Annotated in this window: 16 protein-coding genes; 8 read left to right on the top strand and 8 right to left on the bottom strand. The window is 68.6% G+C overall.

Features of this window, described 5'->3' with window-relative positions; translation table 11 throughout:
• Window positions 1-8: 8 nt before the first annotated feature.
• Window positions 9-722: a rhomboid family intramembrane serine protease gene (locus GLA29479_RS14130; protein WP_057917416.1), complete on the top strand. Its 714-nt coding sequence runs from the start codon at window positions 9-11 to the stop codon at window positions 720-722.
• A 23-nt stretch (window positions 723-745) separates the two neighbouring features.
• Here GLA29479_RS14130 and GLA29479_RS14125 read toward each other — a convergent pair whose 3' ends face one another.
• Genes GLA29479_RS14125 through GLA29479_RS14115 form a run of 3 tightly spaced genes read right to left on the bottom strand, consistent with a single transcriptional unit; the run spans window position 746 to window position 3,506 of the window.
• Entirely contained in the window at window positions 746-1,678 is a 933-nt protein-coding gene (locus GLA29479_RS14125) for a tetratricopeptide repeat protein (RefSeq protein ID WP_057917417.1), read from the bottom strand.
• Window positions 1,675-2,151: a hypothetical protein gene (locus GLA29479_RS25335; RefSeq protein ID WP_057971973.1), complete on the bottom strand. Its 477-nt coding sequence runs from the start codon at window positions 2,149-2,151 to the stop codon at window positions 1,675-1,677. Before GLA29479_RS25335 ends, GLA29479_RS14125 begins: the two co-directional genes overlap by 4 nt.
• Window positions 2,151-3,506 carry an ATP-binding protein gene (locus tag GLA29479_RS14115; protein ID WP_057971972.1) on the bottom strand — a complete coding sequence of 452 codons (1,356 nt, stop codon included), beginning with the start codon at window positions 3,504-3,506 and terminating at the stop codon, window positions 2,151-2,153. Before GLA29479_RS14115 ends, GLA29479_RS25335 begins: the two co-directional genes overlap by 1 nt.
• 248 nt (window positions 3,507-3,754) lie before the next feature.
• Between GLA29479_RS14115 and GLA29479_RS14110 the strand changes: the two genes are divergently transcribed.
• From GLA29479_RS14110 to GLA29479_RS14095, 4 genes are read left to right on the top strand one after another with little or no spacing between them, the layout of a single operon-like run.
• Window positions 3,755-4,897: an AAA family ATPase gene (locus tag GLA29479_RS14110; protein WP_057971971.1), complete on the top strand. Its 1,143-nt coding sequence runs from the start codon at window positions 3,755-3,757 to the stop codon at window positions 4,895-4,897.
• The gene (locus GLA29479_RS24625; protein WP_057971970.1) at window positions 4,894-5,310 is read left to right on the top strand and encodes a bpX5 domain-containing protein; all 417 of its coding nucleotides are present in this window, start codon (window positions 4,894-4,896) and stop codon (window positions 5,308-5,310) included. The genes GLA29479_RS14110 and GLA29479_RS24625 overlap by 4 nt, the downstream gene beginning before the upstream one ends.
• Before the next feature lie 4 nt (window positions 5,311-5,314).
• Window positions 5,315-7,150: a hypothetical protein gene (locus tag GLA29479_RS14100; RefSeq protein ID WP_057971969.1), complete on the top strand. Its 1,836-nt coding sequence runs from the start codon at window positions 5,315-5,317 to the stop codon at window positions 7,148-7,150.
• Entirely contained in the window at window positions 7,143-9,878 is a 2,736-nt protein-coding gene (locus tag GLA29479_RS14095; protein ID WP_057971968.1) for a bpX6 domain-containing protein, read from the top strand. Before GLA29479_RS14100 ends, GLA29479_RS14095 begins: the two co-directional genes overlap by 8 nt.
• A gap of 91 nt (window positions 9,879-9,969) precedes the next feature.
• On the opposite strand, the gene GLA29479_RS14090 is transcribed toward GLA29479_RS14095, so the two are convergent.
• Together GLA29479_RS14090 and GLA29479_RS14085 are read right to left on the bottom strand one after the other, a co-directional pair.
• Window positions 9,970-11,985 carry a M13 family metallopeptidase gene (locus GLA29479_RS14090; protein ID WP_057917424.1) on the bottom strand — a complete coding sequence of 672 codons (2,016 nt, stop codon included), beginning with the start codon at window positions 11,983-11,985 and terminating at the stop codon, window positions 9,970-9,972.
• Window positions 11,986-12,292: 307 nt separating this feature from the next.
• Entirely contained in the window at window positions 12,293-14,401 is a 2,109-nt protein-coding gene (locus GLA29479_RS14085; RefSeq protein ID WP_057917425.1) for a M13 family metallopeptidase, read from the bottom strand.
• 329 nt (window positions 14,402-14,730) lie between these two features.
• Here GLA29479_RS14085 and GLA29479_RS14080 point away from each other — a divergent pair, with 329 nt between their 5' ends.
• Complete coding sequence (locus GLA29479_RS14080; RefSeq protein ID WP_057971967.1) at window positions 14,731-16,104, top strand: MBL fold metallo-hydrolase RNA specificity domain-containing protein; 1,374 nt, start codon at window positions 14,731-14,733, stop codon at window positions 16,102-16,104.
• A gap of 586 nt (window positions 16,105-16,690) precedes the next feature.
• Window positions 16,691-18,976 carry a prealbumin-like fold domain-containing protein gene (locus tag GLA29479_RS14075; protein ID WP_057971966.1) on the top strand — a complete coding sequence of 762 codons (2,286 nt, stop codon included), beginning with the start codon at window positions 16,691-16,693 and terminating at the stop codon, window positions 18,974-18,976.
• 241 nt (window positions 18,977-19,217) lie between these two features.
• Here the strand turns inward: GLA29479_RS14075 and GLA29479_RS14070 are convergent, their stop codons facing one another.
• The 3 genes from GLA29479_RS14070 to GLA29479_RS14060 all read right to left on the bottom strand — a co-directional run bounded on the left by GLA29479_RS14070 (window position 19,218) and on the right by GLA29479_RS14060 (window position 24,138).
• Window positions 19,218-21,602, bottom strand: a complete 2,385-nt coding sequence (locus GLA29479_RS14070) for a prealbumin-like fold domain-containing protein (RefSeq protein ID WP_082638672.1) — start codon at window positions 21,600-21,602, stop codon at window positions 19,218-19,220.
• 1,026 nt (window positions 21,603-22,628) lie between these two features.
• On the bottom strand, window positions 22,629-23,837 hold the full coding sequence (locus GLA29479_RS14065) for a low temperature requirement protein A (RefSeq protein WP_057971964.1): 1,209 nt from the start codon (window positions 23,835-23,837) through the stop codon (window positions 22,629-22,631).
• 28 nt (window positions 23,838-23,865) lie between these two features.
• A complete protein-coding gene (locus GLA29479_RS14060) occupies window positions 23,866-24,138 on the bottom strand; it encodes a hypothetical protein (RefSeq protein WP_057971963.1) in 273 nt (90 codons plus the stop codon).
• Between the two features lie 283 nt (window positions 24,139-24,421).
• On the opposite strand from GLA29479_RS14060, the gene GLA29479_RS14055 reads away from it, so the two are divergent.
• Window positions 24,422-25,318 carry an ABC transporter ATP-binding protein gene (locus tag GLA29479_RS14055; RefSeq protein ID WP_057971962.1) on the top strand — a complete coding sequence of 299 codons (897 nt, stop codon included), beginning with the start codon at window positions 24,422-24,424 and terminating at the stop codon, window positions 25,316-25,318.
• The last annotated feature ends 10 nt before the right edge of the window (window positions 25,319-25,328 follow it).

Here is a 25,328-nt window from a genome sequence, read left to right as displayed (position 1 = left end):
GAGCCGCGATGTTTTCCAGTATCCCGCCGGTCGTCAGGAAACTGCTGATCGCCAATGTCGTCGTATTCATCCTGCAAGCGCTGTTGAGCCAAGGCGATGCGACGCGCAGTTGGGTGCTGTGGTCCCAGTTGTGGCCGTGGCTGCCGTCGGATATTCCGGCCGCCGGCAACTTCATGCCGTGGCAATTGCTGACCTCGGGCTTCATGCATGGCGGCATCGGCCACCTCGTGTTCAATATGCTGGCGCTGGTGATGTTCGGCGCTTCGCTCGAATACGAATGGGGCGCCAAGCGTTTCGCCATCTATTACTTCACCTGCCTGATCGGTTCGGCGTTGTTGCAGTTGCTGATCGCCTCGATCGCCGCGCGCCAGGGCGACATCTATGTGACGCTGGGCGCTTCGGGTGCGGTCTACGGCCTGTTGCTCGCCTACGGCATGTTGTTCCCGAACCGGCGCGTGACCTTGCTGCCGTTCCCGATCGTGCTCAAGGCGCGCACGCTGGTGATCATCTATGCGATCGCCGCGGTGTTCTACGGTGTGTTCACCCAGGGCACCGGCGTCGCTCATTTCGCTCACCTCGGCGGCATGCTGGTCGGCTGGCTGACGATCCTGTATTGGCGCAAGCGACCGCCGGGCGGCGGCAGCGGCGGCCCTCGCCGCGACCCGCGCCTGGAAGCGCTGCGCCAGCGCCGGCGGACCACCAAGTTGCGCGTGGTCAAGTAAGGCGATAGGCCAGCGGCGCCCGCTCAGAACCCCGGGCGCAGTTTGACCTGTTCCAGCTCGCGCTTGATCGAGCGCCAGAACAGGCCCGGTGCGATCCAGGTGTAGGCGCAAAACCCCAGCCACAGGTAGGACAGCGGTCCGGCCCAGTGCGACAGGCCATGCTCGGGCAGGGCGATCAGGGCGATGCGGTAGAGCAGGAAGATGCCGAGCAACAGCACCACCGCGCGGGTGCGCGAACCGGCGCTGATGTAGCTCTGGAACCGCCACCACACCCCGAGCAGCCAACTGCGGCGTGCTTTCACCGCCGCCATCAGGGTCAGCGCCTCGGCGTCCATCGGGTCGATCTGCAGCGCCCAGACGGCGTGGTCGCGGGCGCTGTCGGTGCGGCCGGCGGCGAGTTCGCAATGGCCGAGCACGCACAAGGCCTCGACGTGTTCGGGATGCGCGGCCAGCACCTCGCGCGCCAGAGTCTCGGCTTTCTGGCGTTCGCCGCGGCGCAGTTCCAGCGAGGCCAGCAGGGCCTGGTAATCGACATCGGCCGGCTCGAGCTCGCAGGCGCGGCGCGCTTCGTCCAGGGCCTGCGCATCGCGGCCCCAGGCGTTGTAGAGGCGGGCGAAGGCGTCGGCGATGGAGGCCGAGTCCGGGTCGAGTTCGCGCGCCGACTGCAGATGGGTTTCGGCGTCGCGGAAACGCCGGCCCGCGGTCGCCACGATCGCCGCGGCCAGGTGCGCGAACGGCGAGTCGGGTTCGAGTTCGAGTGCGCGCGCGGCTTCCAGCGCGGCCGCATGCAGGCGCTTGCGCTTGACCAGGCACAGGGCCAGGAAGGCGTGCGCGCCGGCCTGGTCGGGGTCTTCGCCGAGCAGGCGCAGCAACACGTCGATGGCTTCGTCGATCTGGCCGTGGGCGTAGTAGCGCTCGGCCATCTGCAACCAATAACTTTGGCTGGCGTCGTTCATTGCAGAATCACCGACAACAAGGCGGGCAGTTGCACGGCGCCGAGCGCGCCGCGCCCGACCACGGCCAGCAGGATCGTCAACGGCAGGCCGTTGCGCGGCTGGCCGCCGTAGTACTCCCAGATCTCGAAGCAGCGTTGCTGCATCAGGTACACGGCATAGGCCATGCCCAGTTTGAGCAACAGGATGCTCAGAAACGCGTAGCGCAGCTGCGCGCCCTGCAGCCAACCGTTCTGCTCGCACAGCAGCAGAGCGAACAGCAGCAGCGGACTGCCGAGCGCGCTCAGGCCGATGCACAGCCATTCGCGCCGGCGTGTCGGGCTGCCGATCGCCAGCGAGTTGAAGCCGAACCAGAGCAGGCCGAAACCGCTGCCGGCCAGCATCACGCTGAGCAAGGGCCAGACCGGGTCGACCGCATAGCGCGAGAGACCGGACGGCAAGGGCTCGTCGGGCAAACGATAGACCGAGGCCGCCATCAGCCGCCTCCGTGGCGCTTGAGGAATTCCAGCACCTCGTCGTACTGGCCGCCCTGATTGGCGTAACGGGCGTGATTGCGCGCCGTGGTCAGCCATTCCAGGGTGGTCGAACGGGTGTCTTTCAAGGCCGCGCGCAGGTGGCTCATGGTCAGCGGTATTTCCCGGCCCTGGTCGATCGACGCCTCGATGGCCTCGTCGATCGCGGTCTCGACCAGGTTGCGCAGGTCGGCGCCGGAATAACCCGAGCTCAGGCGCGCGATCTCGGTGCTGTCGATGTCGTCGCCGAGCGGGCGCTCGCGCAGCAGCAGATCGAGGATGGCACGCCGCGCCGGGTCGTCCGGCGGCGGCACGAACAGCACCCGGTCGAAGCGGCCGGGGCGGCGGAACGCGGCGTCGACCGCCCACGGCACGTTGGTCGCGCCGAGGATCAGCACGCCCTGGTTGTTCTGGCCGAAGCCGTCGAGCTCGGTCAGGAACTGGCTGACCAGTTTGGCCGAGGTGGCCTCGCGCGAGTACTGGCGCTTGCCGCCGATGGCCTCGATCTCGTCGAAGAACACCACCGCCGGAGCGGTGCGCCGCGCGGTCTCGAAGATCGCATGCAGCTTGCGCTCGGACTCGCCGATATACATGTCCAGTACGTCGGTGATGGCCACGTTGTAGAAACGCGCGCCGCACTCGCCGGCGGTGGCGCGGGCGAGCAGGGTCTTGCCGCAGCCGGGCGGGCCGTACAGCAGGATGCCGCCGCCGGAGCGGCGCTTGAAGCGCTCGAACAGCGAGGGCTTGAGGAAGGGAGTGATGATGCGGCGGCGGATCTGGTGCTTGACCTCGTCCAGGCCGCCGACGTCGGCGAAACCGATCCGCGCTTCCGGCGGCTGCAACAGCCGCGACACGTCGTCGGCATCGGTGTCGTCGTTGGCGATGCTGGTCTGCAGGCTGCCCGACTGCATGCGCCGCGCATTGGCCAGCGAGATCACCTTGCCGGCCAGCTCGGTCGCCAGGGCCGCGTCTTCCAGCGCCGGGTTGAGAGCGATGGCCTGCTGGTACAGGCTGCGCGCGTCTTCGCGGCGGCCTTCGCCGAGCAGCAGGCGCGAACGCGCGAACAGCGACGCCGCCGAATTCTCCGGGGCGATCCGTACCACGCGTTCATCGTGGCGGTGCTCCAGCAGCAGGCGCAGCGCGGCGTCGCGCTGGGTCGGGTCGGCCAGCAGGGCGTCGCCGCCGAGTTCGATCGCACGGATCAGTGCGTCCGGGTCGGATTCGTTCAGGCAGGCGTTCACGACCAGCATGCCGAGCGCCGGGTTGTGCGGGCTGGCGGCGAGCGCGGCGAGCAGATCGTCGAGGGAGGTATCGGGCATGACGGCATCCTGGCCGGGCGTGGCGGCGTATAGCGTAAAGAAAAACCGCGCAGGATAGGCCGGCGATCTCGACCGTACCGCGGTGCCGGTTGCGGTTCGACGAGCGCTGCGCCTACAGTGCGAACTGTGGCGCAGGTCCGTTTCCGGGCCGCGAACCACGCCCCGTCAGCAAGCCCGCCGCCGCAGGACCGCGCGCCGCCAGCGCGCCGTCCGCCGATGGCGACGCCAAGGATCCAGGCCGTCCGTCGATGACTTTTTCGCCCGAACCTTCCGCCGCAGAGCAGGCCGCGGCCCGCGTCCGCGATGCCGTCCATTCCGCCACCACCGGTCTGGTCGAGCGCGAGCAACTCGCCGAGCTGATCGTGCTCGCCGCGGTCGCCCAGGAACACCTGCTGATCATCGGCCCGCCCGGCACCGCCAAGAGCGCGGTGGTGCGGCGTGTCGCTGCCGCGCTCGGCGGCCGTTACTTCGAATACCTGCTCGGGCGCTTCACCGAGCCGGCCGAATTGTTCGGCCCGGTCGACCTGCGCCGGCTGCGCGAGGGCGTGGTCGAGACCGACGTCACCGGCATGTTGCCGGAGGCCGAAGTCGCCTTCCTCGACGAGGTCTTCCTCGGTTCGACCGCGATCCTCAACACCTTGCTCGGCGTGCTCAACGAGCGCCGCTTCCGTCGTGGCCACACCCAGCTCGACTGCCCGCTGCGGGTCTGCGTCGGCGCCGCGAATGCCTTGCCCGACGACGAGTCGCTGGCGGCGTTCGCCGACCGCTTCCTGTTGCACCTGTTCGTCGAGCCGGTGCCGGACCATCAACTCGAAGCTCTGCTCGAAGGCGGTTGGCAGGCCGAGCGCGCGGCCGTGGAGCACCGCACCGAACTGGCCGACATCGACCTGCTGAGCCGGCGCGTGCCGCAGGTGAGCATGGGCCCGGCGCGCGGCCTGCTGGCCGATGCGATCCGCAGATTGCGCGGCGCCGGCCTGAGCCTGTCGGACCGGCGCATCGTCAAGGTCCAGCGCCTGATCGCCGCGGCGACCGTGCTTGCCGGCCGCGACACCGCGACCGCCGCCGACCTGTGGCCGCTGTTCTACGTGATGCCGACCCGCGAGGCACAGGCGGCGGCCCAGGACGCCTTGCGCGATTCGCTGTCGGCGGCGGCCAACCCGACCCTGCGCGCCGCGGTCGAACACGCCGTGTTGCAGCCGGTGTCGCGCGCCGCGCGCCTGATCGAAGCCGCGCGCAGTTGCCTGCACGGCGCGGCCGACGCACCGGCCGCGGCGACGATAGCGGAGGCCCTGCTGCGCGAGATCGACGCCAACTTCGACCCGCATTCGATTCCGCCCGAGCTCGCCGCCGAACGCGCGCGGTTGGTCGAACGGGTCGCCGCGCCGACATGAAGTGGCGCTGGCGGGCAGAGGCCGACCCGCCTGCGCCGCAAGGCGCGATCGGGATCGGCGCGGCGGCGCAGGGCCTGCTCGATGCGCTCGCGCGCATCGACGCGCGCATGCGCGAGGCGCTGATGCTGACGGCGAACGCCGATGCCGTCATCGTCACCGGCGCCGGCGACGCGCTGCCGTGGAGCGACGGCGTGGCCTATATCGCGCCGTGCCAGGAGGCGCCGGCGCTGTGGCTGCCGACCACGCAACGTCCGGACCTGCCGCTGGACCTGCTGCTGCGCGCGATCGCGCGCCGGCATCGGCAATCGCCGCTGCTGTTGTGGCCCGAGCCGATGCAGATCGTGCCGCTGCATCGGGCGCTGCCGGCCAGCGACGAGCTGATCGCGCAGATCCGCGCGCACTGGCGGAGCTGAGCCGATGCGGGTACCCGAGGCGCTCAAACCCTGGCGGCCGTGGCTGGACTGGTTCGATGCCGAGATCGTCGACCTGCTCGGCGAGCTGCTGCTGCGCCTGCATCCGATGCTCGGCGCGTTCCGGATGCGCGCGCAGCGCGGCGTGGCGGAACCCGAGGGCATCGACGATCTGCGCCGGCGCGGACATTACGAACGCCTATTGTTGAGCGAGTGGGCGCTGGCCGACGAGGTGCCGGAAGAATTCGACCGCCGCGCCGCCGGCGGCGAGCATCTGTTCCTGTCGCCGAAACTGGTCGCGCGCGAAGCCGATGCGCTGACCGTGGCGGTGTTCGACACCGGGCCGAGCCAACTCGGCGCGCCGCGTCTGGTGCACGTGGCGATGTGGATCCTGCTGGCCGAACGCGCGCAGGCGGCGAAAGCGCGCTTCGCCTGGGGCGTGCTGGGTGCGCCCGGCGCACTGCATCCGGCCGACTCGCCCGAACGGCTCAAGCAATTGCTGCAGGCGCGCAGCCTGGCGCCGGGCGGCGCCGCTGCCGCCAGCGAGGGCAACGCCCAGGCCGCGCGTGATGAGCACGAACGCGAGTGGCGGCGCCTGCTCGACGAGGCCGATCCGAGCCCGGGCGAGCGCTGGTCGATCGGTGCGCATGCGGCCGGCTATGGCCTGGGCCATCGTGTCGACGTTTCGCGCGCCGCCGAACAGCAACTGGCGGTAACCATCGCCTCGCGCCAGGCGCGGCGCGAACTGCGCCTGACCTTGCCGTCGCCGGAGCGTTCCAGCGCGTTGTTGCGCGGCGAATTCGAGCGCGTCGCGGTCGCGCGCCTGAGCGGGGTGCAGACCGGCGCGCACGGTGGCGGCAAGTTGTCGCTGAAGCAGCCGCCGTTGATCGCCTGGGGTGCGCGCCACATCGCCGTGCCGCTCGCCGGCGAGAACGCCGCCAACGTCTATCGTTTGCCGTCGAGCGAGGCGACAGGCTTGCAGCCGCCGAAGACCACGCGCTGGGGCAAGGGCAAGTCGCTGCTTGCCGCGACCCTCACCGAGCGCCATTTCGCCGGGCTGATCCCGCAGGCGCAGTGGCTGGAAGGTTGGCAACTCGAGGGCATGGGCCGGCTGCCGCTGCCCCCGCCGGGCGACCTCGATGTCACCACCGGCAAGGCGCGTTTGCAGCCTTGCGTGTGGTTCAACCGCGGCGCTTTCTATCGGCGTTTGTTGCTGCTGTCCAGCCAGCGCAAATTACTGTCATGGACGCGGCATGCGTCGGAAAGCACGACTTACGAGATCGTGGCCGAGCAGGTGTTGGCCATCGCGCGCGCCGACGCCGAGCGGATGGTCTATCTGCGCCAAGACGAGGGCCATCTGCATCTGCATGCGACTCATCGCAGCCAGGTTCTGGAGCGTGTCGCGTTCCTGGGCCCAGTCAATGCGGCCTTCCTCAGCGGCACCTGTTTTGCGGACCGATGGCAAGGCGGCTACTGCGTCGAACAGATCGTCGGCGGGCACGGCGGCGAACGCTCCAGCATCTGGCGGGTATTCGCGCGCATCGCCGATCGCCCGCCTAGCGAGTACGAAATCGTGTTGCCGGCCGATTGGAAAGTGGCCGGGCTGAGCCAGCCCGATGGCGACGACATCGGTTTGATCGCCTTGCGTCCGGATCGCAAGGCGTTGCTGCGCATCGGTGCGCAAGAGCGTTCGGTGCTGTACGAATCGCCGAGTCCGATCAGCACGGTCAGCGTCGCCGTCGACGCCGACCTGATCGCCTTGGTCGACCTGCAGGGCCGTTTGGTGGTGTTGCGCGACGGCGCGCGAAAGATGCTCGTCTACACAGGGGGAGACGATGGCTGAAACGAATACCAATGCGGGGGCGCAGGCCGATACGGCCGTGCGCCACCCGGTCTGGCGAGGCTGGCAGCCGGTGGCGGGGCTGTGGTTCGGCGCCGACTGGCTGGCGCCGGAGCGGCGCGCCGAACGCATTCTGCAAGCCTGGACGATGGGTTGCCGAGCCTGGCGTTTCGACGATGGCGACGTGCTCTGTTTCGATCAGGCGCGGCCGATGCAATGCAGCGAGGCGGCCGGCGTGCCGTTATGCCGCATCGGTGCGCACGGCCTGTACGCGGGGCCGCTGACCGCCGACGAGCTCGCCGCGCTGGCGCCGGCCGACGTGCAACTGGTGGTCGGCGGACGATTGCAGCCGCTGCACTTCGCCCAGGCGCAGGCGCTGGACCCTTCGCTGGTCATCGACATCGACGACTACGCCCTGCACGACACCTACGACGGCCGCCTGAGCCTGCGCCCGACGCGTCACGACCGGCTCGCCGGCAAGCGCGTGCGCGAAGTGCTCGGCGACCGTATTCCGCCGCCGAGCAAGGAGCAGGGCGAGTTCTTGCGCCGTGCGCGTGGCGGTGTGGGCGCCGATGCGCCGCCGAGCTTGCGCGAACGCGTCACCGGCACCCGCGACGGCATGGCGGACTGGCTGCTGCGGCGTTTTCCGGGCTTGTCGGGCGAGCCGGCGCAGGCGCGCGGCGGTCACGCCGGCACCCAGGCGCGCAACGGTGCCGCCGCTACCCTGCGCGCACGATCGGCGCCGCGCGCGCCGCAGGCCTGGCGCTCGGCCTTGGTGCGTTTCGCGATGGCGAGCCGCGCTTCGAAACTGATCGGCATGCGCCAGGGCGCCTACCTGCGCCGGATGATGGCGCAGTTCGAAAAAGGCGATCTCGGCGAGGCGTTGCGTAATGCCTTGCCGATCGACGGCCGTGGCGATTCGCTGGGCCAGGCCTTCGGCACGCCGGGCCGGCGCGGCGACCTCAGCCTCGGCGGCGAGCGTCAGGTCGCGACCGACATCAACCTCGGCGACTACGAGCGCGAGCACCTGCGCAAACTCTATCGCCAGGCCTTCGACAAACTCGATCGCCAGGGCCAGATCGACGAAGCCGTATTCGTGCTCGCCGAACTGCTCAACGCACGCCAGGAAGCACTGGATTATCTGGTGCGCCACCAGCGTCACGCGCAGGCGGCCGAGCTTGCGCTGAGCTGGGACATGCCGGCGGAAACCATCATCCGTTTGTTGATGCTGTCCGGCGACAGCGAGCGCGCGATCCTGGTCGCGCGTCGCGACAATGCCTTCGCCGCGGCGATCGCGATGCTGGAAAAAGATCACCCCGAGCACGCACGCAGGCTGCGCGGCGAATGGGGCCAGGCGCTGGTCGAGCGCGGGCAGTGGCTGGCTGCGGTCGATGCGGTCTGGCCCGAGCCGGAACTGCGCGACCAGGCCGGACGCTGGTTGCTCGCGGCCGAGGCCGCCGGCGACGAATTGTCGGCGCGCGCCCTGGTGCAGCGCGCGAGTCTGCTGCCCGACACGATCGAACACTACGCCGAGCGCATCGCGACCCTGGCCGATCCGGCGTCGCCGCCGTTGCCGCGCGCGGCCCTGGCCGAAGCGCTGCTGGCGTCCAAAAGCAGCGGCAAGGCCGTGCGCATGCTCGCCACCCGCGTGTTGCCCGCGCTCGCGGCCGATCGCGCCGCTTGCGCGAACGCCCTCGATCGTCAGCACTTGGAGCGTCTGCTGAAGTTGTCCGGCGACCCTTGGCTGCGCGCCGATCTGCCCGCGTGGGGCGTGCCGGCGGTGGCCGGGCGCAAGCTCTGGGAGAGCCAGGGCGAGCAACGCTGGCAGGCGCCCGCGGCCGGGCTGCATACCGCGCACGACGTCGTCGCCATCGGCGAGGGCCGTTATCTCGCCGCGCTCGGCGAAGCCGGTGTCGCGGTGATCGACCGTCACGGCCGCAGCGTCCGCCGCTATGCGGTGCCGGCCTACAAGCTAGCGATCGCCGACAGCCTGCAAGTCGCGCTGGCGATCGCACCGCGTGAGGCGGTGTCGCGCATCGCACGGCTGGATCTGGCCCACCATGAGATCGCCGACCTCGGGGTGATGCCGATCCAGTTCGCCGCCGATCGCTACGACGGCATCGCCTGGTCGCTGGTGTCGAACGACCGCCTGCTGGTGGTCGACGCGGCGCGGCCGTCGCTGGACGTGCTGTGGAGCGTCAGCGAGCCCAACAGCCGGGTGATCGCGGCCGAGTATTTCGCCGCCGACGAGTTGTTCCTGATCCAGGACGCGCGCGGCGCGAGTTGCTGGCATTACCGCTTGCCGCGGCGCTCGCTGCGCTCGCGCGACGCCGTGCCAGAGAGCCTGGAGCAACGCCTGCGGCTGCACCCGATCACCGGCGCGCAATTGCTCGATGTTTCGGCCGACGACGACGGCATGCGGCTGGCGTATTCGTGGTCGAACTACCGGCGCAGCGTACACCTGTCCGCGCATGCACTCGGCAAGCTGCGCGACTGCAGCATCAAGTCGCTCGCCAACGGTTTCCTGGTCGGCCTGTACGGCGAGGAGGCGATGCGCTTCCACTTGGTCCGCTTCAACGACGCGGCCTCGCTGGCGGCGATCGACTGGCCGTACGGCGCGGCGGTGTCGGTGCGCGAGCAGGACGGTCGCCTGCTGTTGTACGACGACCAGGGCCGGGTGTTGGACATCGACACCCAGCGCACGCAAGTGCACGGGCTGTCCTTGCTCTGAGTTTGCGCGGCCACGGCAGGCAACGAAAAAGCCCGGCTTGCGCCGGGCTTTTTCGTTATAGCTCATCGCGATTCGCTGCGTGCCGCCTCGATCAGGGAAACACCTTGATCTGTTGGTCGGGCTTGCGCTGCATCGCGGTGCCGGCCTTGCAGCCGAAAGTCTCGCCGAAGGCGGCGAGGTTCGACAGCGGCACGTTGGTGCGCCACTGGCCCGGGGCATGGATGCCGGCGGCCGAACGCTGCGCCGCGACTTCCGGGCTCAGCTGCTGCGCCCACAGGCCGGCCCAGGCGCGGAAGAAGGCCTGGTCGGCGTCCTTGCTCGCCGCCGGCGACGCGGCGCGGAACGCCGACCATGCCAGTTCGACGCCGGCCTGGTCGGCGATCGCGACTTCGCGGACCTGATTGCCGTTGACCTTGACCCCGTTGAGGCCCGGATAGGGCTCGGCGCCGTACTGCGCGGCGACGCGGCCGGCGAGCGAGTCCCAGGCCGAGACTTCGGCCGGGGTCCACCAGTCGCGCACTTCCTGTTTGGCGTTGACGTAGCGGCCGCGGCTGTCGAAGCCGTGGGTCAACTCGGCGCCGACCAGGGCGCCGTAGGAGCCGTACTGCGCGGCCTCGGGCTTGCTCATGTCGAGCACCGGCGCCTGCAGCATCGCCGCGGTCACGATCAAGCGGTTCTGGGCGATGTCGTAGGCCAGCGACGGCTCCTGCGGCAGCACGTCCCAGCGACGGTCGGCGTTGCCGCGACCGATCCGCTTCATTTCCTCGCGGTGGCGCCAGGTCGAGGCGATCAGCATGTTGCTGCCGAAGCTGCCGCGGCCCATCGGCTGCACGCTGTAGTCGAGATCGCGCTTGGGCGTGCCGACTTCGATCTTGAGCTTGCCGAGCTTGGCGCGGGCTTCGTGCTTGACCGCCTCGCTGAAACGGGTGTCGGCGTCGATGGCCTTGCCCAAGGCGTCGCGCAACTGGGCGGCGATCTGTTCGGCGCGCGCATCGGTGGCGGCCGGCAGATAACGCGCGGCGTATTCGTGGCCGACCATCGGGCCGGCGGCGAGGGTGATCGCGTCGAGCACGGCCTGCTGACGGGGCGCCGGCGCGGCATGCCCGCGCAGCACGCGGCCGCGGAACTCGAATTCGGCGTCGCGGAACGGCTTGGCCAGGTACGGCGCCATCGAATCGCCGACGCGCCAGCGCAGATAGGTCTTCCACTGGTCCGGCTTGAGGCTGCCGAGCAGCTTGTCGAGTTCGGCGAACAATTGCGGGTTTGCCAGCGAGACGCTGTCGTCGGTGACGCCCTGGGCCTTGAGGAAGGCGCCCAGCTGCAGGTTCTTGTACTGCTTGGCCAGGGTGGCGACCGCGACCGGGGCGTAGTTGGCGCGCGGGTCGCGCAGGTCCGGCAACGATTTGGAGGCGCGGGCGATGCGGGTTTCCAGATCGATCACGAACAGCGACTCGGCCGCCAGTTGGTCCTTGGACGTGCCGGTCAGGGTCAGGATCTTCTGCACGTAGTTGTTGTAGTGGCCGAGCAACTGACGGGTATCGGCGTCGGTGCGGGTGTAATAGGCCGGGTCGGGCAGGCCGAGGCCGCCCTGGCTGAAATAGCCGATGTGGCGTTCCAGGTCCTGCAGGTCGATGTCGGCGCCGAAGTTGAAGGCGACCGGGATACCGACCTGATGCAGCGCGGCGATCGAGGCCGGGATTTCCTTGGCCTTCTTGATCGCGTTGATACGGCCCAGCAGCGGGGCGATCGGCTGCGCGCCGTCGCGCTCGACCGCGGCTTCGTCCAGGCCGCTGGCCCAGAAGTCGCCGAGCAGCTTCTGCACGTTGCCCTGCGGCGCGGTCATGGCGCTGTTGAGCAGTTCCAGCTGCTGCTTGCGCGCATTGGCGGCGAGGGTTTCCAGCGAGGACACCGAACCGGCGCCGGACAAGGGGTTGCTGCGCAGCCAGTCGCCGTTGGCGCTGGCATAGAAGTCGCTGCAGGCCGATGCGGCGGCGGGCGCCTTGGGCTTGGCGGCGGCCTTCTTCTTGGCGGCATCGGCGGTCGGCGAGGCCAGGCCGGCAATCAGGCTGAGGGCGAGGGCGCAGGCAAGCGGGCGTAGGGTCGACATCGCGTATTCCATCCTGGGGATGCGGGAGTTTAACAACTGCGTCGGTGACGGCGATGAACGGGTTTGGCGGTTGGGAGGACTGGCCGATGGCCCTCACCCCCCACCTGTGCCTTGGCCCGAACGCCTCGCGTTCGCGAGCGCGCGGGCCGATGGCTCGCGAGCGGCCTCCGCTCACCCGTTTGCCGGAGCCGGAGAAGGTGGCCGCAGGCCGGATGAGGGCTTCAGCCAAGAAAAAAGGCCCGGGAATCCCGGGCCTTTCGTTCCGCATCTCGGTTGCGGCGCGGCCCTCGGGCCGCGCCGCGATGGATCACCAGATCACCACCTGCTTGTCGCCCTCGCGGACCATCGGCTGGCCCGGCTTGCACGAGAACGCGGCGGCGAAGGCCGGCAGGTTCGACGGCGCGCCGATCGCGCGGAAGTTGGCCAGGGCGTGTTCGTCGGTCTGCAGACGCACCTTCATCTCTTCGGCGGTGAAGTTGCGGCGCCACACCGTCGCCCAGTTGAGGAAGAAGCGCTGGTCGCGGGTGAAACCGTCGGTCTTCGGGTCCGGGGTGTCGCCGGCGGCCTTCTTCATCGCGTCGTAGGCCGTGGCCAGGCCGCCGAGGTCGGCGATGTTCTCGCCGAGGGTGTGCTTGCCGTTGACGTGCTGGCCCGGGGCGGCTTCATAGGCGTTGAACTGCTGGATCAGCTTGTCGGTCAGGCCCGAGAACGCCTTGGCGTCGCTCGGCGCCCACCACACTTCCATATTGCCGGTGGGTCCGAAACGCGAACCCTGGTCGTCGTAACCGTGGGTCATCTCGTGGCCGATCACCGCGCCGATGCCGCCGTAGTTGGTGGCGTCGTCGGCCTTCGGATCGAAGAACGGCGGCTGCAGGATCGCGGCCGGGAACACGATCTCGTTCTGCAGCGGGTTGTAGTAGGCGTTGACCATCTGCGGCGGCATGCCCCATTCGGTCTTGTCGACCGGCTTGCCGATCTTGCCCAGGTTCCACTTGTAGTTGAACTCGTTGGCCGCCTTGACGTTGGCGTAGTAGCTGTCGCGGCTGGTCGCCAGGCCGTTCCAGTCGCGCCACTTGTCCGGGTAACCGATCTTGGGCGTGAAGCTGGCCCACTTCTCGATCGCCTTCTTCTTGGTGTCGGCGCTCATCCAGGCCAGGTTCTCGATGCGCACCTTGAGGGCTTCGCTGAGGTTCTTGACCAGGGTCTGCATGCGCTCCTTGGATTCCGGAGTGAAGGCCACCTTGACGTACATCTGGCCCAGCGCTTCGCCGGCCTGGCCTTCGATGGTGTCGAGCACGCGCTTGCCGCGTTCCTTCAGTTCCTTCTGGCCGCGCAGGGTCTTGCTGTAGAAGTTGAAGTTCTCTTCGACGAAGGCGTCCGACAGGTACGGCGAGGCGCCATCGATGGCGTGGAAGCGCAGGTAGGCCTTCCACTGTTCGGCCGGGACTTCGCCGATCATCTTGCTGACTTCCTGGTGGAAGGCCGGCACCGCGAGCGAGAACATCTTCGGCAGGGCCACGCCCTGCGACTCGAAGAACTTGGTCCAGGAGAAGTTCGGCGTCAGCTTGTCGGCGTCGGCCGGGCTGACCGGGTTGTAGTACAGCGAGACGTCGCGCGACAGCTCTTCGCGCGACTTCGAGGCCTTGGCCAGGCGGGTCTCGAACGAGATCACGTCCTTGGCCTGCTTGGCGGCGTCGGCCGCCGGCGTGCCGCCGAGCTCGAGTACCTTGGCGATGTGGGCCTCGTACGCGGCGAGCTTGTCCTTGTGCTTGGCGTCGGAGTAGTACGGCGTGTCCGGCAGGCCCAGGCCGCCCTGCGATGCGTAAGCGATGTTGTTGGCCGAATCCTTGAAGTCGGCTTCGGCGCCGAAGCCGAACAGCGGGTTGTCGCCGGTGGCGGCGGAGCTGCGCAGGTAGTCGGCGATCTTCTCGGCGCTGTCGAGCGTGTCGATCTTGGCCAGGTCGCCCTTCAGCGGCTCCAGGCCCTGGGCGTTGATCTTGGCCGCGTCCATGCCGGTCGACCACAGGTCGCCGACGATCTTCTCCACGCCGGTGGCCTTGCTGTCCGCCGCCGCTTGTTCGGCGATCTGGCGCTGCACCGCGGTGGAACGCTCATCGAGCATTTCGAAAGCGCCCCACGAAGTGCGGTCGCCCGGGATGGCGTTGGCGGCGAGCCACTTGCCGTTGACGTATCCGCCGAAGTCGGTGCAGGCGTCCTTGGCGGTGTCCAGGTCGGCGACGACGAAGCGGTTGACCGGCGGCAGCTTGCTCTCGTCGAGCTTCAGCGCGCTGGTTTCGGCCGGCTTGTCGGCGGCGGCCGGCGCGGTCGGGGCAGGGGTTTCCTGCTTGCCGCAGGCGGCCACGACCGTGGCGATAGCGAGGGACAACAGCAGGACTTGCGGTTTTTTGAAGGTCACAGCGGACTCCAGCCGGAAAGGCGTTGGCGAAATACGAATCGGGAGTGTGGCGGATTTCGGACCGGCGCTGCACGGTCTTGCCCGGATCACGGGCGGACGATAGTCCCGTTCCGGGGCCGGGAAGGGTGTCGAAGGTCATGTGGGGTGGCGCGAATTCGTTCAGTTTTGCCCGGTTTGTGTGGCCGCTGCGCCGAGTCCAGCGATTCGAGCCCAGGACGGCGATCCGCGGCGATCCGCCGGATGCGGTGCTTGCGTGCAGATCGCAGGCAGGGACCTTCGCAGGGGCCGTGCTAGCGTTCGCCTTTGTCGATAGCTGCGGAGCCCATTGCATGCGAGTCCATTTCCACGGCGCGGCCGGCGAAGTCACCGGTTCCCTGCACGAGGTCGAGGCCGGCGGCCATCGCATCTTGCTCGACTGCGGCATGATCCAGGGCAGCCCCGAAGCCGAGCGCCGCAACTTCGACCCCTTCGCTTTCGACGTCGCCGCGTTGGACGCGCTGGTGATCAGCCACGCCCACATCGACCACATTGGCCGCGTGCCCTTGCTGGTGCGGCGGGGTTTCCGCGGGCCGATCTATGCCCAGGCCGCGACCGCCGACTTGATGCGCATCATGCTGCTGGATTCGGCGTCCATCGCCGAAAGCGAAACCGAGCGCAGCAACCGCCGGCGCGCGCAGGGACAGCCCGAAGCGTTGCCGCTGTATACGCGCGAAGACGTCGAGGCGACCATGCAGCGGGTCGAATCCTTGCCCTACGACAGCCCGCGCACGATCCTGCCCGGCATCGAGATCGCATTCCGCGAGGCCGGGCATATCCTCGGTTCCTCCGCGGTCGAGTTGCGAGCCGACGGACGGACCCTGGTGTTCTCCGGCGACATCGGGCCGAAGGGCACGCCGATCCTGCGCGACCCCGCGCCGATCGCGCAGGCCGACCTGGTGCTGATGGAATCGACCTACGGCGACCGCCTGCACAAAGACCGCGCCGAAACCATCCTCGAACTCGGCCGCATCCTCGAACAGGCCTGGAACGATGGCGGCAACGTGTTGATCCCGGCGTTCGCGGTGGGCCGCAGCCAGGAGCTGCTGTACTGGTTCGCCAAGTACTGGGACGAGTGGAACCTGTCGCGCTGGCAGATCTTTCTCGACAGCCCGATGGCGGCCAAGGTGGTCGGTGTCTACGACCGCCATGCCCAGTTGTTCGACGAAGACGCGCTGCAAGTGTGGAAGGACAAACCCAACCCGTTCCAGCTGCCGAACCTGCGCCTGACCGCGAGCGCCGAAGAATCGATGGCGATCAACCGCATCGAACGCGGCGCCATCGTCATCGCCGGTTCCGGCATGGCCAACGCCGGCCGCATCCTGCATCACTTCAAGCACAACCTCGGCAAGCCGCAGACCCATGTGGTGTTCGTCGGCTATCAAGCCGAAGGCACGATCGGCCGGCGCCTAGTAGACGGCGCGCCGTGGGTGCGCATCCACGGCAAGGATGTCCGCGCCAACGCGCAGCGCCACACCATCGGCGGGCTGTCGGCGCACACCGACCAAAAGGGCCTGATCGAGTGGTACGGCCAGATCGGCGGCCGCCCGCAACTGGCCCTGGTCCACGGCGAAGACAAGGCGCGCGAAGCGCTGGCCGGCGAGATAGGCGAGCGCTACGGCATCGAGGTGCAACTGGCGCGGCCGGGGATGACCCTGGAGGTCTGAGCCAGGCGCCGCACCGCCTGGGGCCGCCAGGCTCGATGGACCCGATGGACCCGATGGACTCAATCGAGCCGACTGCCGATGCCGGCAGGCGGGTCACTGCGCCCGGAGCAGGCCGGATCCGTCCCTGAATACCCAAGCAGACATTGACGCTGTGCGTCAGCGATCTGCCCTGCACGTCAAATACATGCCTCTCCGGCCAAACCTCCGCGCCCGTCTTGACTGGGCTTCGGGTTTGGCATGATATTTGTGATGCATATCACATATATGCGGAATCTGGCGGCGCCCGGGGAGGGCGTGCATTCAGCGGAATGGGGATACATCGCCCGGGAACAGCCGGTGCGGAGCAAGCCTGTGCGGCCATCGCCGGTCGCGCCAGGGACCGCTGCGGGCTGAAGCAAAGGATCGCCTGATCGCTCCGGGCCGGACAACGACGTCCCGAACCCCATGCCGCACGCCTGCGTCATCCGTCTGCGCGACGTCGAATGCGGCAACGAGGTGGGTCATGAGAACGGCAAGCGTCGAACGATGTGCATTGGCACGAGGCTCCCGGGGTTCGCTGGCACCGCGCGGACGCTGGAGGCGCTCTGTGCTCACTGTGTTGGCCTCGGTGCTGTTGTGGGGCGGGGCCGGTACCGGCGCGTTCGCCGCCGAAAGCAACGGCGTGCCCACGGGGTTCGGCAGCAATACCGCGTTTCCCTCCGGGGTCACGGTGAATGTCACCGCAGCCGGTACCGGGCCGACCACCTTCAACGGCACCGGCGCGCACCTCGCCACGACCAATAGCTACTTCGATCCGCCGATCAGCATCGCCCAGGTCAGCTATCGGCTGTTGACCCCCGGTTCGGCGGTGGTCGCGGTCGGCGGCGAGCAGGCGGCCGGCACCTTGACCTTCACCTTCAGCCGCCCGGTGACCAACCCGCGCTTCCATGTCAGCGAGTGGGCCGCCGCGACCGGAAACTCCCGCAACACCACTGCCTGGACCATCGACACCGCGGTAGCGCCGGGAGCGACCCTGACCGCGCTCGGTCCAGGTGCCGGCACCCGGCTGATCGTCGCCCCCGCGCCGGTGGGCGTGCCGGGCGCGGGCATGCCGCGCGTGCGCAGCGGCTTCAACGCCGGCGGCGTCGACTGCCTCAACAACGCTACCGCCGGCTGCGGCACGTTCCAGGTCAACGGCACTTACCGAGTGATCACGTTCTTCGTCGCCAATCGCATGAATCAGGTCGGCGGCAACGGCACCAATAACCTCACCCCGGACGGCTACGGTCTGTCGATCACCCTCGATGAGGATGTCAGCGACGCGCCCGGCAGCTACGGCGCCGCGCAACACACGGTCGGCGGCTTGTTCCTCGGTTCCACCACGACGCCGGCGGCCGGAGCGCATGCGGCCGAAGCCGATGCGGTGAACACCGTGCATACGACGACGGCGTTGCTGGACGCGTCCAATCCGCTGACCAGCGCGAATGCAGGCGGCGACAGCGACAATGCCTTCGCTTCGCTGCCGCCGGTCGGTGTCGGCACCTACACGCTGTCGGTACCCGTGGCAGGTTTCCAGACCGTGCCCGGGGCGTCGCCGCAGTTGTGCGGCTGGATCGACTTCAATCGCAACGGCAGCTTCGAGACCGCCGAGCGCGCCTGCGCGACACCGAGCGGGAGTGGCAATCTGCCGCTCAACTGGACCATTCCGACCGGCGCGACGTATGTAGCCGGCGAAAGCTACGCACGGCTGCGCGTGGGCTACACCAGCGGCGAGGTGCAGATCCCGACCGCGTCGGCCGACAGCGGCGAGGTCGAGGATTACCCGATCACTCTGTTGCCGCGCGTGCGCCTGAGCAAGGCGCTGGTGCCGACGTCGGACCCGGGCTTGTTCAATCTGTCGGTCGTGCCGCCGTCGGCGAGCGCGGTGCAGACCAACACCGGCGCCGTCGCGAACGTCGGCCACGGCGGCACCACCGATTGGGTGCCGGCGCCGCTCGGTACGCTCATCACCGTCAGCGAGACCGCCGGCACCGGCACTAGTCTCAGCAATTACAGCTCGAGCATCGCCTGTACCGACCGCTCCGGTGCTGCGGTGACGCTTGGCGCCGCCGGCACCACCCGCACCTTCTTCAGCCTGATCAGCGCACCGGTCGGGCCGCCGACCACGCCGAACACCGCCAACGCCAACCTCAGCGAGATCAGCTGCATCGCGACCAATGCGCGGCTGCCTACGTTGCAGGTGGTGAAAGTGACCCAGAACGGCGTCGGCACGTTTTCGTTCGGCGGTAGCAACGGCATCGCCAATCACGACATCACCACCGTCACCGCGGGTACCGGTGTGGCCGGCCCGGTGCAGGTGTTGACCGCCGCGAGCACCGCGACCACCGTTACCGAGGCGCCGCTGCCGGTCGGCTATTTGCTCGGCGGTATTTCCTGCAGCGGACTCGGTGCCGGCGGCAACGCCAGCGTCGACCTGCCGAACCGCAGCGTGACGCTCGATGCCGCGGCGACCGCCGCCGGCAGCGCCATCGTCTGCACCTTCACCAACATCGCTCAGGTCGCCGACCTCGTCATCACCAAGACCAACACGCCCTTGGCCGGCGACAACGACCAGGCCAACGACACCCTGGTGCGCGGCGCCATCACGCAATACACCTTGCGTGTCACCAACAACGGGCCGGTGTCGGTGACCGGTGCGGTGGTGCGCGACACACCGGGCGGGGGCTTGAACTGCCCGGCCGGCAATGTGGTGAGCTGCAGCAGTGCCACCGCCGGCGCGTGCCCGGCCGCTCCGAGTCCGATCCTGATGAGCGATCTGACGGCCGGTGTGGCGCTGGGTACCTTACCGCTGGGCGCGGTGGTAACGCTCAGCTTCTCGTGCACGGTGCTGTAGCGGGCCGGCGCAACGGGCGCTGCGCGCAACTGGGTGATCGGACCTCACGGCGGGTCCGGCCAGACACGGCCAAGCACGGCCATGAGGTTCGCGCAGCGACGGCGCTGCGCGATAGCGAAATACAGAGCCGGCGAATCCATCGCTGCTGACGAACGCAGGGCCGATCGCGCGAGCTGGCCCTGCGATCGCAAATCCAGCGGGGAAATCTAGCAGGCGGGGCGGAAGCGGTTCCGCCGCCCCGTCATAGCACGGTGCACGAAAACGTCAGGGTCGCTACCGTGCCGACCGACAGCGTGCCCAGCGGTACGCCCGCGGTCAGGTCGCTCATCAGGATCGGGCTCGGTGCGCCCGGGCAGGCGCCGGCAGGCACGCTGCTGCAGCTCACCAGGTTGCCGCTCGGGCAGTTCAAGCCCGCGCCGGGCGTGTCGCGCACCACTGCACCGGTCACCGATACCGGGCCGTTGTTGGTGACGCGCAAGGTGTATTGCGTGGTGGCGCCGCGCACGAGGGTGTCGTTGGCCTGGTCGTTGTCGCCGGCCAAGGGCGTGTTGGTCTTGGTGATGGCGAGGTCGGCGACCTGGGCGATGTTGGTGAAGGTGCAGACGATGGCGCTGCCCGATGCGGTCGCGGCGGCGTCGAGGTTCACGCTGCGGTTCGGCAGGTCGACGGTCGCATTGCCGCCGGCGCCGAGTCCGCTGCAGGAAATGCCGCCGAGCAGATAACCGGCCGGCAGCGGCGCCTCGGTAACGGTGGTCGCGGTGCTCGCGGCGGTCAGCACCTGCACCGGACCGGCCACACCGGTACCCGCGGTGACGGTGGTGATGTCGTGATTGGCGATGCCGTTGCTGCCGCCGAACGAAAACGTGCCGACGCCGTTCTGGGTCACTTTCACCACCTGCAACGTAGGCAGCCGCGCATTGGTCGCGATGCAGCTGATCTCGCTGAGATTGGCGTTGGCGGTGTTCGGCGTGGTCGGCGGCCCGACCGGTGCGCTGACCATGCTGGAGAAAGTGCGGGTGGTGCCGGCGGCGCCGAGCGTCACCGTGGCGCCGGAGCGGTCGGTACAGGCGATGCTGGAGGTGTAATTGCTCAGGCTGGTGCCGGTGCCGGCGGTTTCGCTGACGGTGATGAGCGTACCGAGCGGCGCCGGCACCCAATCGGTGGTGCCGCCGTGGCCGACGTTCGCGACGGCGCCGGTGTTGGTCTGCACCGCGCTCGCCGACGGCGGCACGACCGACAGATTGAACAAGCCCGGGTCCGACGTCGGCACCAGCGCCTTGCTCAGGCGCACGCGCGGCAACAGAGTGATCGGGTAATCCTCGACCTCGCCGCTGTCGGCCAAGCCGGTCGCGCTTTGCACCTGCGAGGTCGTGTAACCCAGGCGCAGGCGCGCATAGCTCTCGCCGGCGACATAGGTCGCGCCGGTCGGGATCGTCCAGTTCAAGGCGACGTTGCCGTTGCCGGTCACGCCGGCGCAAGCGCGCTCGCCGGTTTCGAAGCTGCCGTTGCGGTTGAAGTCGATCCAGCCGCATAGCTGCGGCGTAGCGCCGGCGACGGTCTGGAAGCCGGCCACCGGCACCGACAGGCTGTAGCTGCCGACGCCGACGATCGGCAAGGACGCGAAGGCGTTGTCGGTATCGCCGGCGGCGTTGGTGCTGGCGCGCGGGCTGGTCGCCGGCGGCGTGGCGATGTAAGCCGTGCCGTTCGGAATCGTCAACGGCAGGGTCGGGTCGATGCTCAGGCTGGCGCCGAGGGTAAGGCCCGAATTGACGTGGCCGGCCATGCCGTAGCTGGTCGGCGCATCGCTGAAGTCTTCGTCGACGGTGATGGTTACCCCATAGCCGTCCGCGGTTATGGTGCCGGTGAACGTGGTCGGGTTGCCGAGGCCGATGTTGAGCGCGACCGAAGTGAAGCTACCGTTGAGCTGGGCGGTGCCGCAGCCCGAGGTCGAGGCCGGGTCGGTGCAGGTCACCGACGGGGCGGTCGAGGAAGCGCGCAGGCGCGTGTTGCCCAGGGTCGTCGACAAGGCGCCGCCGATGACGGTCCAGGTCGCGCCGCCGGTCGCGGTCAGGAAGGTCGTGCTGTTGCCTGCGCTGCCGCCGGTGCCGCCCAGGCGAGCGAAGTGGAAGCGCGGGTTGACCACCGGCCGGCTGAAATTGAAGGTCAGCGAACCGGCCGCTTCCTGGCCGCCGCCGACGACGTTGACCGTGGAGCCCGAGGGCGAGGGCGTCATGAAATTGAAGGTGTTCGAGCCGAGATTGATGCGCGGGTCGTAGGCGGTCGGCGGATTGCCGTCGAACGCGGCCGCGCCGACGTTGGTCGAGGTCGTGCCCGGCGTGCCGCCGCTACTGACCGCTGTGACCGTGAGCAGCGAGGCATAGCTGACGCGGTTCAAGGCGGTGTCGACGGCGTCGTTCTGTTCCGACGCCGAAACCGGCAGGGCGCCGCCCAGCACCAGCAGGGCCGACAGCCAGGCCAGTGCGCGCGGAGCGAAGCGGGGGCCGGGGCCGATGCGCAGGCGTCCGATCGAGGAAATGGTCGCGCCATCCTGGCCGGCAGCGAAAACGATGGCATGAGCGTGCTCGCCGAGCCGCTGACGCGGCACGGTGTTTTGCTGACTTCGCATACGGTCCCCTGTAGGTCATCGCCTCAGGCCGGCTCCGGGTAGATCGGGCGCCGGCTCTCACCATATCTGTGACTCAAGTCACATTGGCCGGCGCAAATTATCCGGACGCGGCGACGATGTCAAAGCTTTCGTGCGGTCTTTGCGCAAAACATCCATTCCGGGCGACCGTGGCCGGAATCGCGGCCGCTTGGCGTGGGGCGGCCGCCTGGGGCCGCGGAGGCGGCGCCCGTGGCCTGCGACGGTTCAATCGAAGGGTTCCGTCGCGATTTCGGCGCTGCGTCAGGCGATGCGTAGAAGTCGCGATGTCAACGCCGACGTGGCCTGTCGAGGCGGCGTACTTTCGCGAGGGTAGGAGCAGCGCGAGCCGCGACCGCGGTGGGCCGGTCTTGCGTCGTTTCTTACAAGCAAGAGCAAAGCTTCCGTCCGCTGACGCGGCGTTGCTGTTGCTGTGCGTCGCCTCGCACTAGCGAAGGCAATCGAAGACCCGGAGGGCGGCGCGCAGGGATGCGCGCCGTTTTTCATCGGGACAAGGATGTCCCGTATGAAAAATCCCTGCGTCGGCATCGGCCGTGCGGGCCTGTGATTCAAAGAAAAGCATTTTTCTTTGGTTAGCTTTGACCGAAGGGAATCCAGGCGGACTTTTGTTGCTTATGACAAAAGAAAGTAACCCGCCGCTTTAGTGGCGGAAGCTTTTGGCGTTTGATCCTGATCCTGATCTTGCTTGAGCGCCGCGCCGCAACACCGAAGCAACGCGGTCGCGGCTCGCGCCGCTCCTACCCTCGCGAACGTACGCCGCTTCGATTGGTGACGACGGCGGTGTGTGCACTGCGCGTCCAGCTTGGCGGAGGAAGCTCTTGGCGTTTGATCCTGATCCTGAGCTTGCTTGAGCGATGCGCCGCAAGACCGCAACGCCGCGGTCGCGGCTCGCGCCGCTCCTACCCCTCGCGACGGCACGCCGCTTCGATCGGCGACGACGGCAATGTGTGCGCTGCGCGTCCAGTTTCGCGCGCCGAGAGGTCCTGCCGATCAATGCGCCGCCGGAGCCGCCGGCAACAGCCCCCGCCGCAGCGCGATGGTTTCCCAGGCGGCGACGATCATCAGGATGGCGCTGGTCGCCGCACCCAACAGCAGCGGCGACAGATGCAGCGGCGCGCTCGCCAACGCCAGTGCGGCCAGCATCAGCAGGCCGGCGCAGTGCGAAAACGGCGGGAACACGCGGGTATTGGTAACCCACTTGAACAAGGCGCAACCCAGTAGATACAGAGCCGGCCCGCCGATGATCGCGGCGATGCCGGCGCCGTCGGCGTGGTCGGGATGGACCAGCACCAGTTCGTCGGCGACCGCGCACACCACGATCCCGCCGACGATCAGCAGATGCAGATAGGTGTAGGCATTGCGCGCCTGGCGCGCCTGCCGGGTCTGGTCGGTCTGCTGCAGCATGCGGTGGGTCGCGCGCTCGGCGCCGGTGTCGAAGTAGATCCACCACATCGCCACACTGCCGAGGAAGGCGATGCAGAACGCGGCGACCGTGCTCGGGTTCCATTCCAGCTTGGCGAAGGTGGCGCCGGTGATGAGGATGGATTCGCCCAGGGCGATGATGATGAACAAGCCGCAGCGCTCGGACAGATGCGCGCCTTCGACGTCCCAGTCCGACAGCGAGGAACGGCCCAGGCCGGGCACGCGGAAGTAGGCGAGCGGGCCGAGGTATTCGATCGCCACCGCGACCAGCCACCAGACGATCCGCGACTCCGGTTCGGCCAGGCCGCCGAGCACCCAGAACACCGCCGATACCGACAGCCAGATCAGGATGCGCACGAAATTGCGGAAATTGCCCGGGCTGCGCCCGCCGCGCAGCGCCCACAGCATGAACGCGGTGCGCCCGACCTGCATCGCCGCGAACACCAGGCCATAGACGAGGCCGCGTTCGGCGAAGGCCTGCGGCAGCGACGACGACAACAGCAATCCGCCGAACATCAACGCGAAGATCATCAGCCGCACCGGCACCTTGTCCGGGTCGAGCCAGTTGGTGACCCAGGAGGTGAAGATCCATAGCCACCACACGCCCAGGAACAGTAGGGCGGTGCGCAGCGCGCCGAGCGTGCTGAGGTTTTCGAGCAGGGTGTGGGACAGCTGGGTGATCGCGAACACGAACACCAGGTCGAAGAACAATTCGCTGAAACCGACCTTGGCGTGGCCTTCGCGGATGCGCAGCAGGGTGGTGCGGGCGGGAGTCATGGCGGCGTCTGCTATTCGGCCGTGCAGCTTAGCCGCGCGACAGCTTCCACCATAGCAACAGGGCGACCGCGGCCGGCCCGCCGAACACCGCCAGGAAGATCGGCAGTTCCTCGGCCACGCTGTACCCGGCGCGCGACACCCCGACCCAGAGGTTGATCGCCGCGCCGACGAACCACAGCGGCAGGAACAGCTGTACCGCGGTCAGCATCGGTCCGGGGCCCAGGCCGCCGAGCAGCCGCGCGGCCAGCAGGCACAGCACCAACAGGGCCAGGCCGCCGAGTATCACCATCACCGTATGCATCGCGCCTCCCTTGTGAGTGCCGCCGTTCGCGTCCCTGTCCTCGCCGCCGCGCCAGCGCGCGGCAGGGCCTCGTCGGTCCATGGTTAGCGGCAGCGCGTGCAGGCGACGTGCAGGCCGTCGCCGTGCCGTCGGGCGCAGCGGCCGTCGGGAACCGCTGCCCCTGCCATCGGTCATGCCGACGAAACGCCCATGGGTGTAAGCGCTCGGGTCGATAGCATCGATCCTGTCAGGAAAGGCCCGGCGATCCGCGCCGCGCCGTCTTCCCTCCGCACGGGACCCATCGATGCTCAGCATTCGCGACCTCACCAAGACCTATGCCAACGGCGTACGCGCGCTGGACGGCATCTCGCTCGACATCCCGCGCGGCATGTTCGGCCTGCTCGGCCCGAACGGCGCCGGCAAGTCCTCATTGATGCGCACCCTGGCGACCCTGCAGGAAGCCGACGCCGGCAGCGCCACCCTCGAAGGCGCCGACGGCCGCCCGATCGACGTGTTGCGCGACAAGGACACGGTGCGGCGCCAACTGGGCTATCTGCCGCAGGATTTCGGCGTGTACCCGAAGGTCAGCGCCGAGGACCTGCTCGAACATTTCGCCGTGCTCAAGGGCCTGACCCAGCGCAAACAACGGCGCGAAGTCGTCGACGGCCTGCTGCACCAGGTCAATCTGTGGGCGGCGCGCAAGCAGAAGCTCGGCACCTTTTCCGGCGGCATGCGCCAGCGCTTCGGCATCGCCCAGGCGCTGCTCGGCGACCCGCGCCTGGTGATCGTCGACGAGCCCACCGCCGGCCTCGACCCCGAGGAACGCAATCGGTTCCTGAATCTGTTGGCCGAGATCGGCGAGAACGTCGCGGTGATCCTGTCGACCCACATCGTCGAGGACGTGACCGACCTCTGCCCGACCATGGCCATCGTCAACAAGGGCAAGGTGTTGCTGACCGGCGAGCCGAACGCGGCGATCGCCGCGGTGGCCAACCAGGTGTGGCGCAAGCAGGTCACCAAGGCCAGCTTGGCCAGCTACGAAACGCGTTACATCGTGTTGTCGACGCGCCTGGTCGCCGGACAGCCGGTGATCCATGTGTTCAGCCAGGACCACCCGGGGGAGGGCTTCGAGCCGGTCGCGCCGGACCTGGAAGACGTGTACTTCCAGCGCCTGCGCCACCATTCGCGCGTCGCGGCTTGAGCGGGGCGCG

Source organism: Lysobacter antibioticus (genome assembly GCF_001442535.1).
Taxonomy (GTDB): Bacteria; Pseudomonadota; Gammaproteobacteria; order Xanthomonadales; family Xanthomonadaceae; genus Lysobacter; species Lysobacter antibioticus.
This window is presented reverse-complemented; position numbering and strand designations above follow the sequence as displayed.

Excerpts from the sequence above, each read along its gene's own strand:
- GLA29479_RS14130 (WP_057917416.1), top strand. The coding sequence starts at position 9 with ATGTTTTCCAGTATCCCGCCGGTCGTCAGGAAACTGCTGATCGCCAAT.
- GLA29479_RS14125 (WP_057917417.1), bottom strand. The coding sequence starts at position 1,678 with ATGAACGACGCCAGCCAAAGTTATTGGTTGCAGATGGCCGAGCGCTAC.
- GLA29479_RS25335 (WP_057971973.1), bottom strand. The coding sequence starts at position 2,151 with ATGGCGGCCTCGGTCTATCGTTTGCCCGACGAGCCCTTGCCGTCCGGT.
- GLA29479_RS14115 (WP_057971972.1), bottom strand. The coding sequence starts at position 3,506 with ATGCCCGATACCTCCCTCGACGATCTGCTCGCCGCGCTCGCCGCCAGC.
- GLA29479_RS14110 (WP_057971971.1), top strand. The coding sequence starts at position 3,755 with ATGACTTTTTCGCCCGAACCTTCCGCCGCAGAGCAGGCCGCGGCCCGC.
- GLA29479_RS24625 (WP_057971970.1), top strand. The coding sequence starts at position 4,894 with ATGAAGTGGCGCTGGCGGGCAGAGGCCGACCCGCCTGCGCCGCAAGGC.
- GLA29479_RS14100 (WP_057971969.1), top strand. The coding sequence starts at position 5,315 with ATGCGGGTACCCGAGGCGCTCAAACCCTGGCGGCCGTGGCTGGACTGG.
- GLA29479_RS14095 (WP_057971968.1), top strand. The coding sequence starts at position 7,143 with ATGGCTGAAACGAATACCAATGCGGGGGCGCAGGCCGATACGGCCGTG.
- GLA29479_RS14090 (WP_057917424.1), bottom strand. The coding sequence starts at position 11,985 with ATGTCGACCCTACGCCCGCTTGCCTGCGCCCTCGCCCTCAGCCTGATT.
- GLA29479_RS14080 (WP_057971967.1), top strand. The coding sequence starts at position 14,731 with ATGCGAGTCCATTTCCACGGCGCGGCCGGCGAAGTCACCGGTTCCCTG.
- GLA29479_RS14070 (WP_082638672.1), bottom strand. The coding sequence starts at position 21,602 with ATGCGAAGTCAGCAAAACACCGTGCCGCGTCAGCGGCTCGGCGAGCAC.
- GLA29479_RS14065 (WP_057971964.1), bottom strand. The coding sequence starts at position 23,837 with ATGACTCCCGCCCGCACCACCCTGCTGCGCATCCGCGAAGGCCACGCC.
- GLA29479_RS14060 (WP_057971963.1), bottom strand. The coding sequence starts at position 24,138 with ATGCATACGGTGATGGTGATACTCGGCGGCCTGGCCCTGTTGGTGCTG.
- GLA29479_RS14055 (WP_057971962.1), top strand. The coding sequence starts at position 24,422 with ATGCTCAGCATTCGCGACCTCACCAAGACCTATGCCAACGGCGTACGC.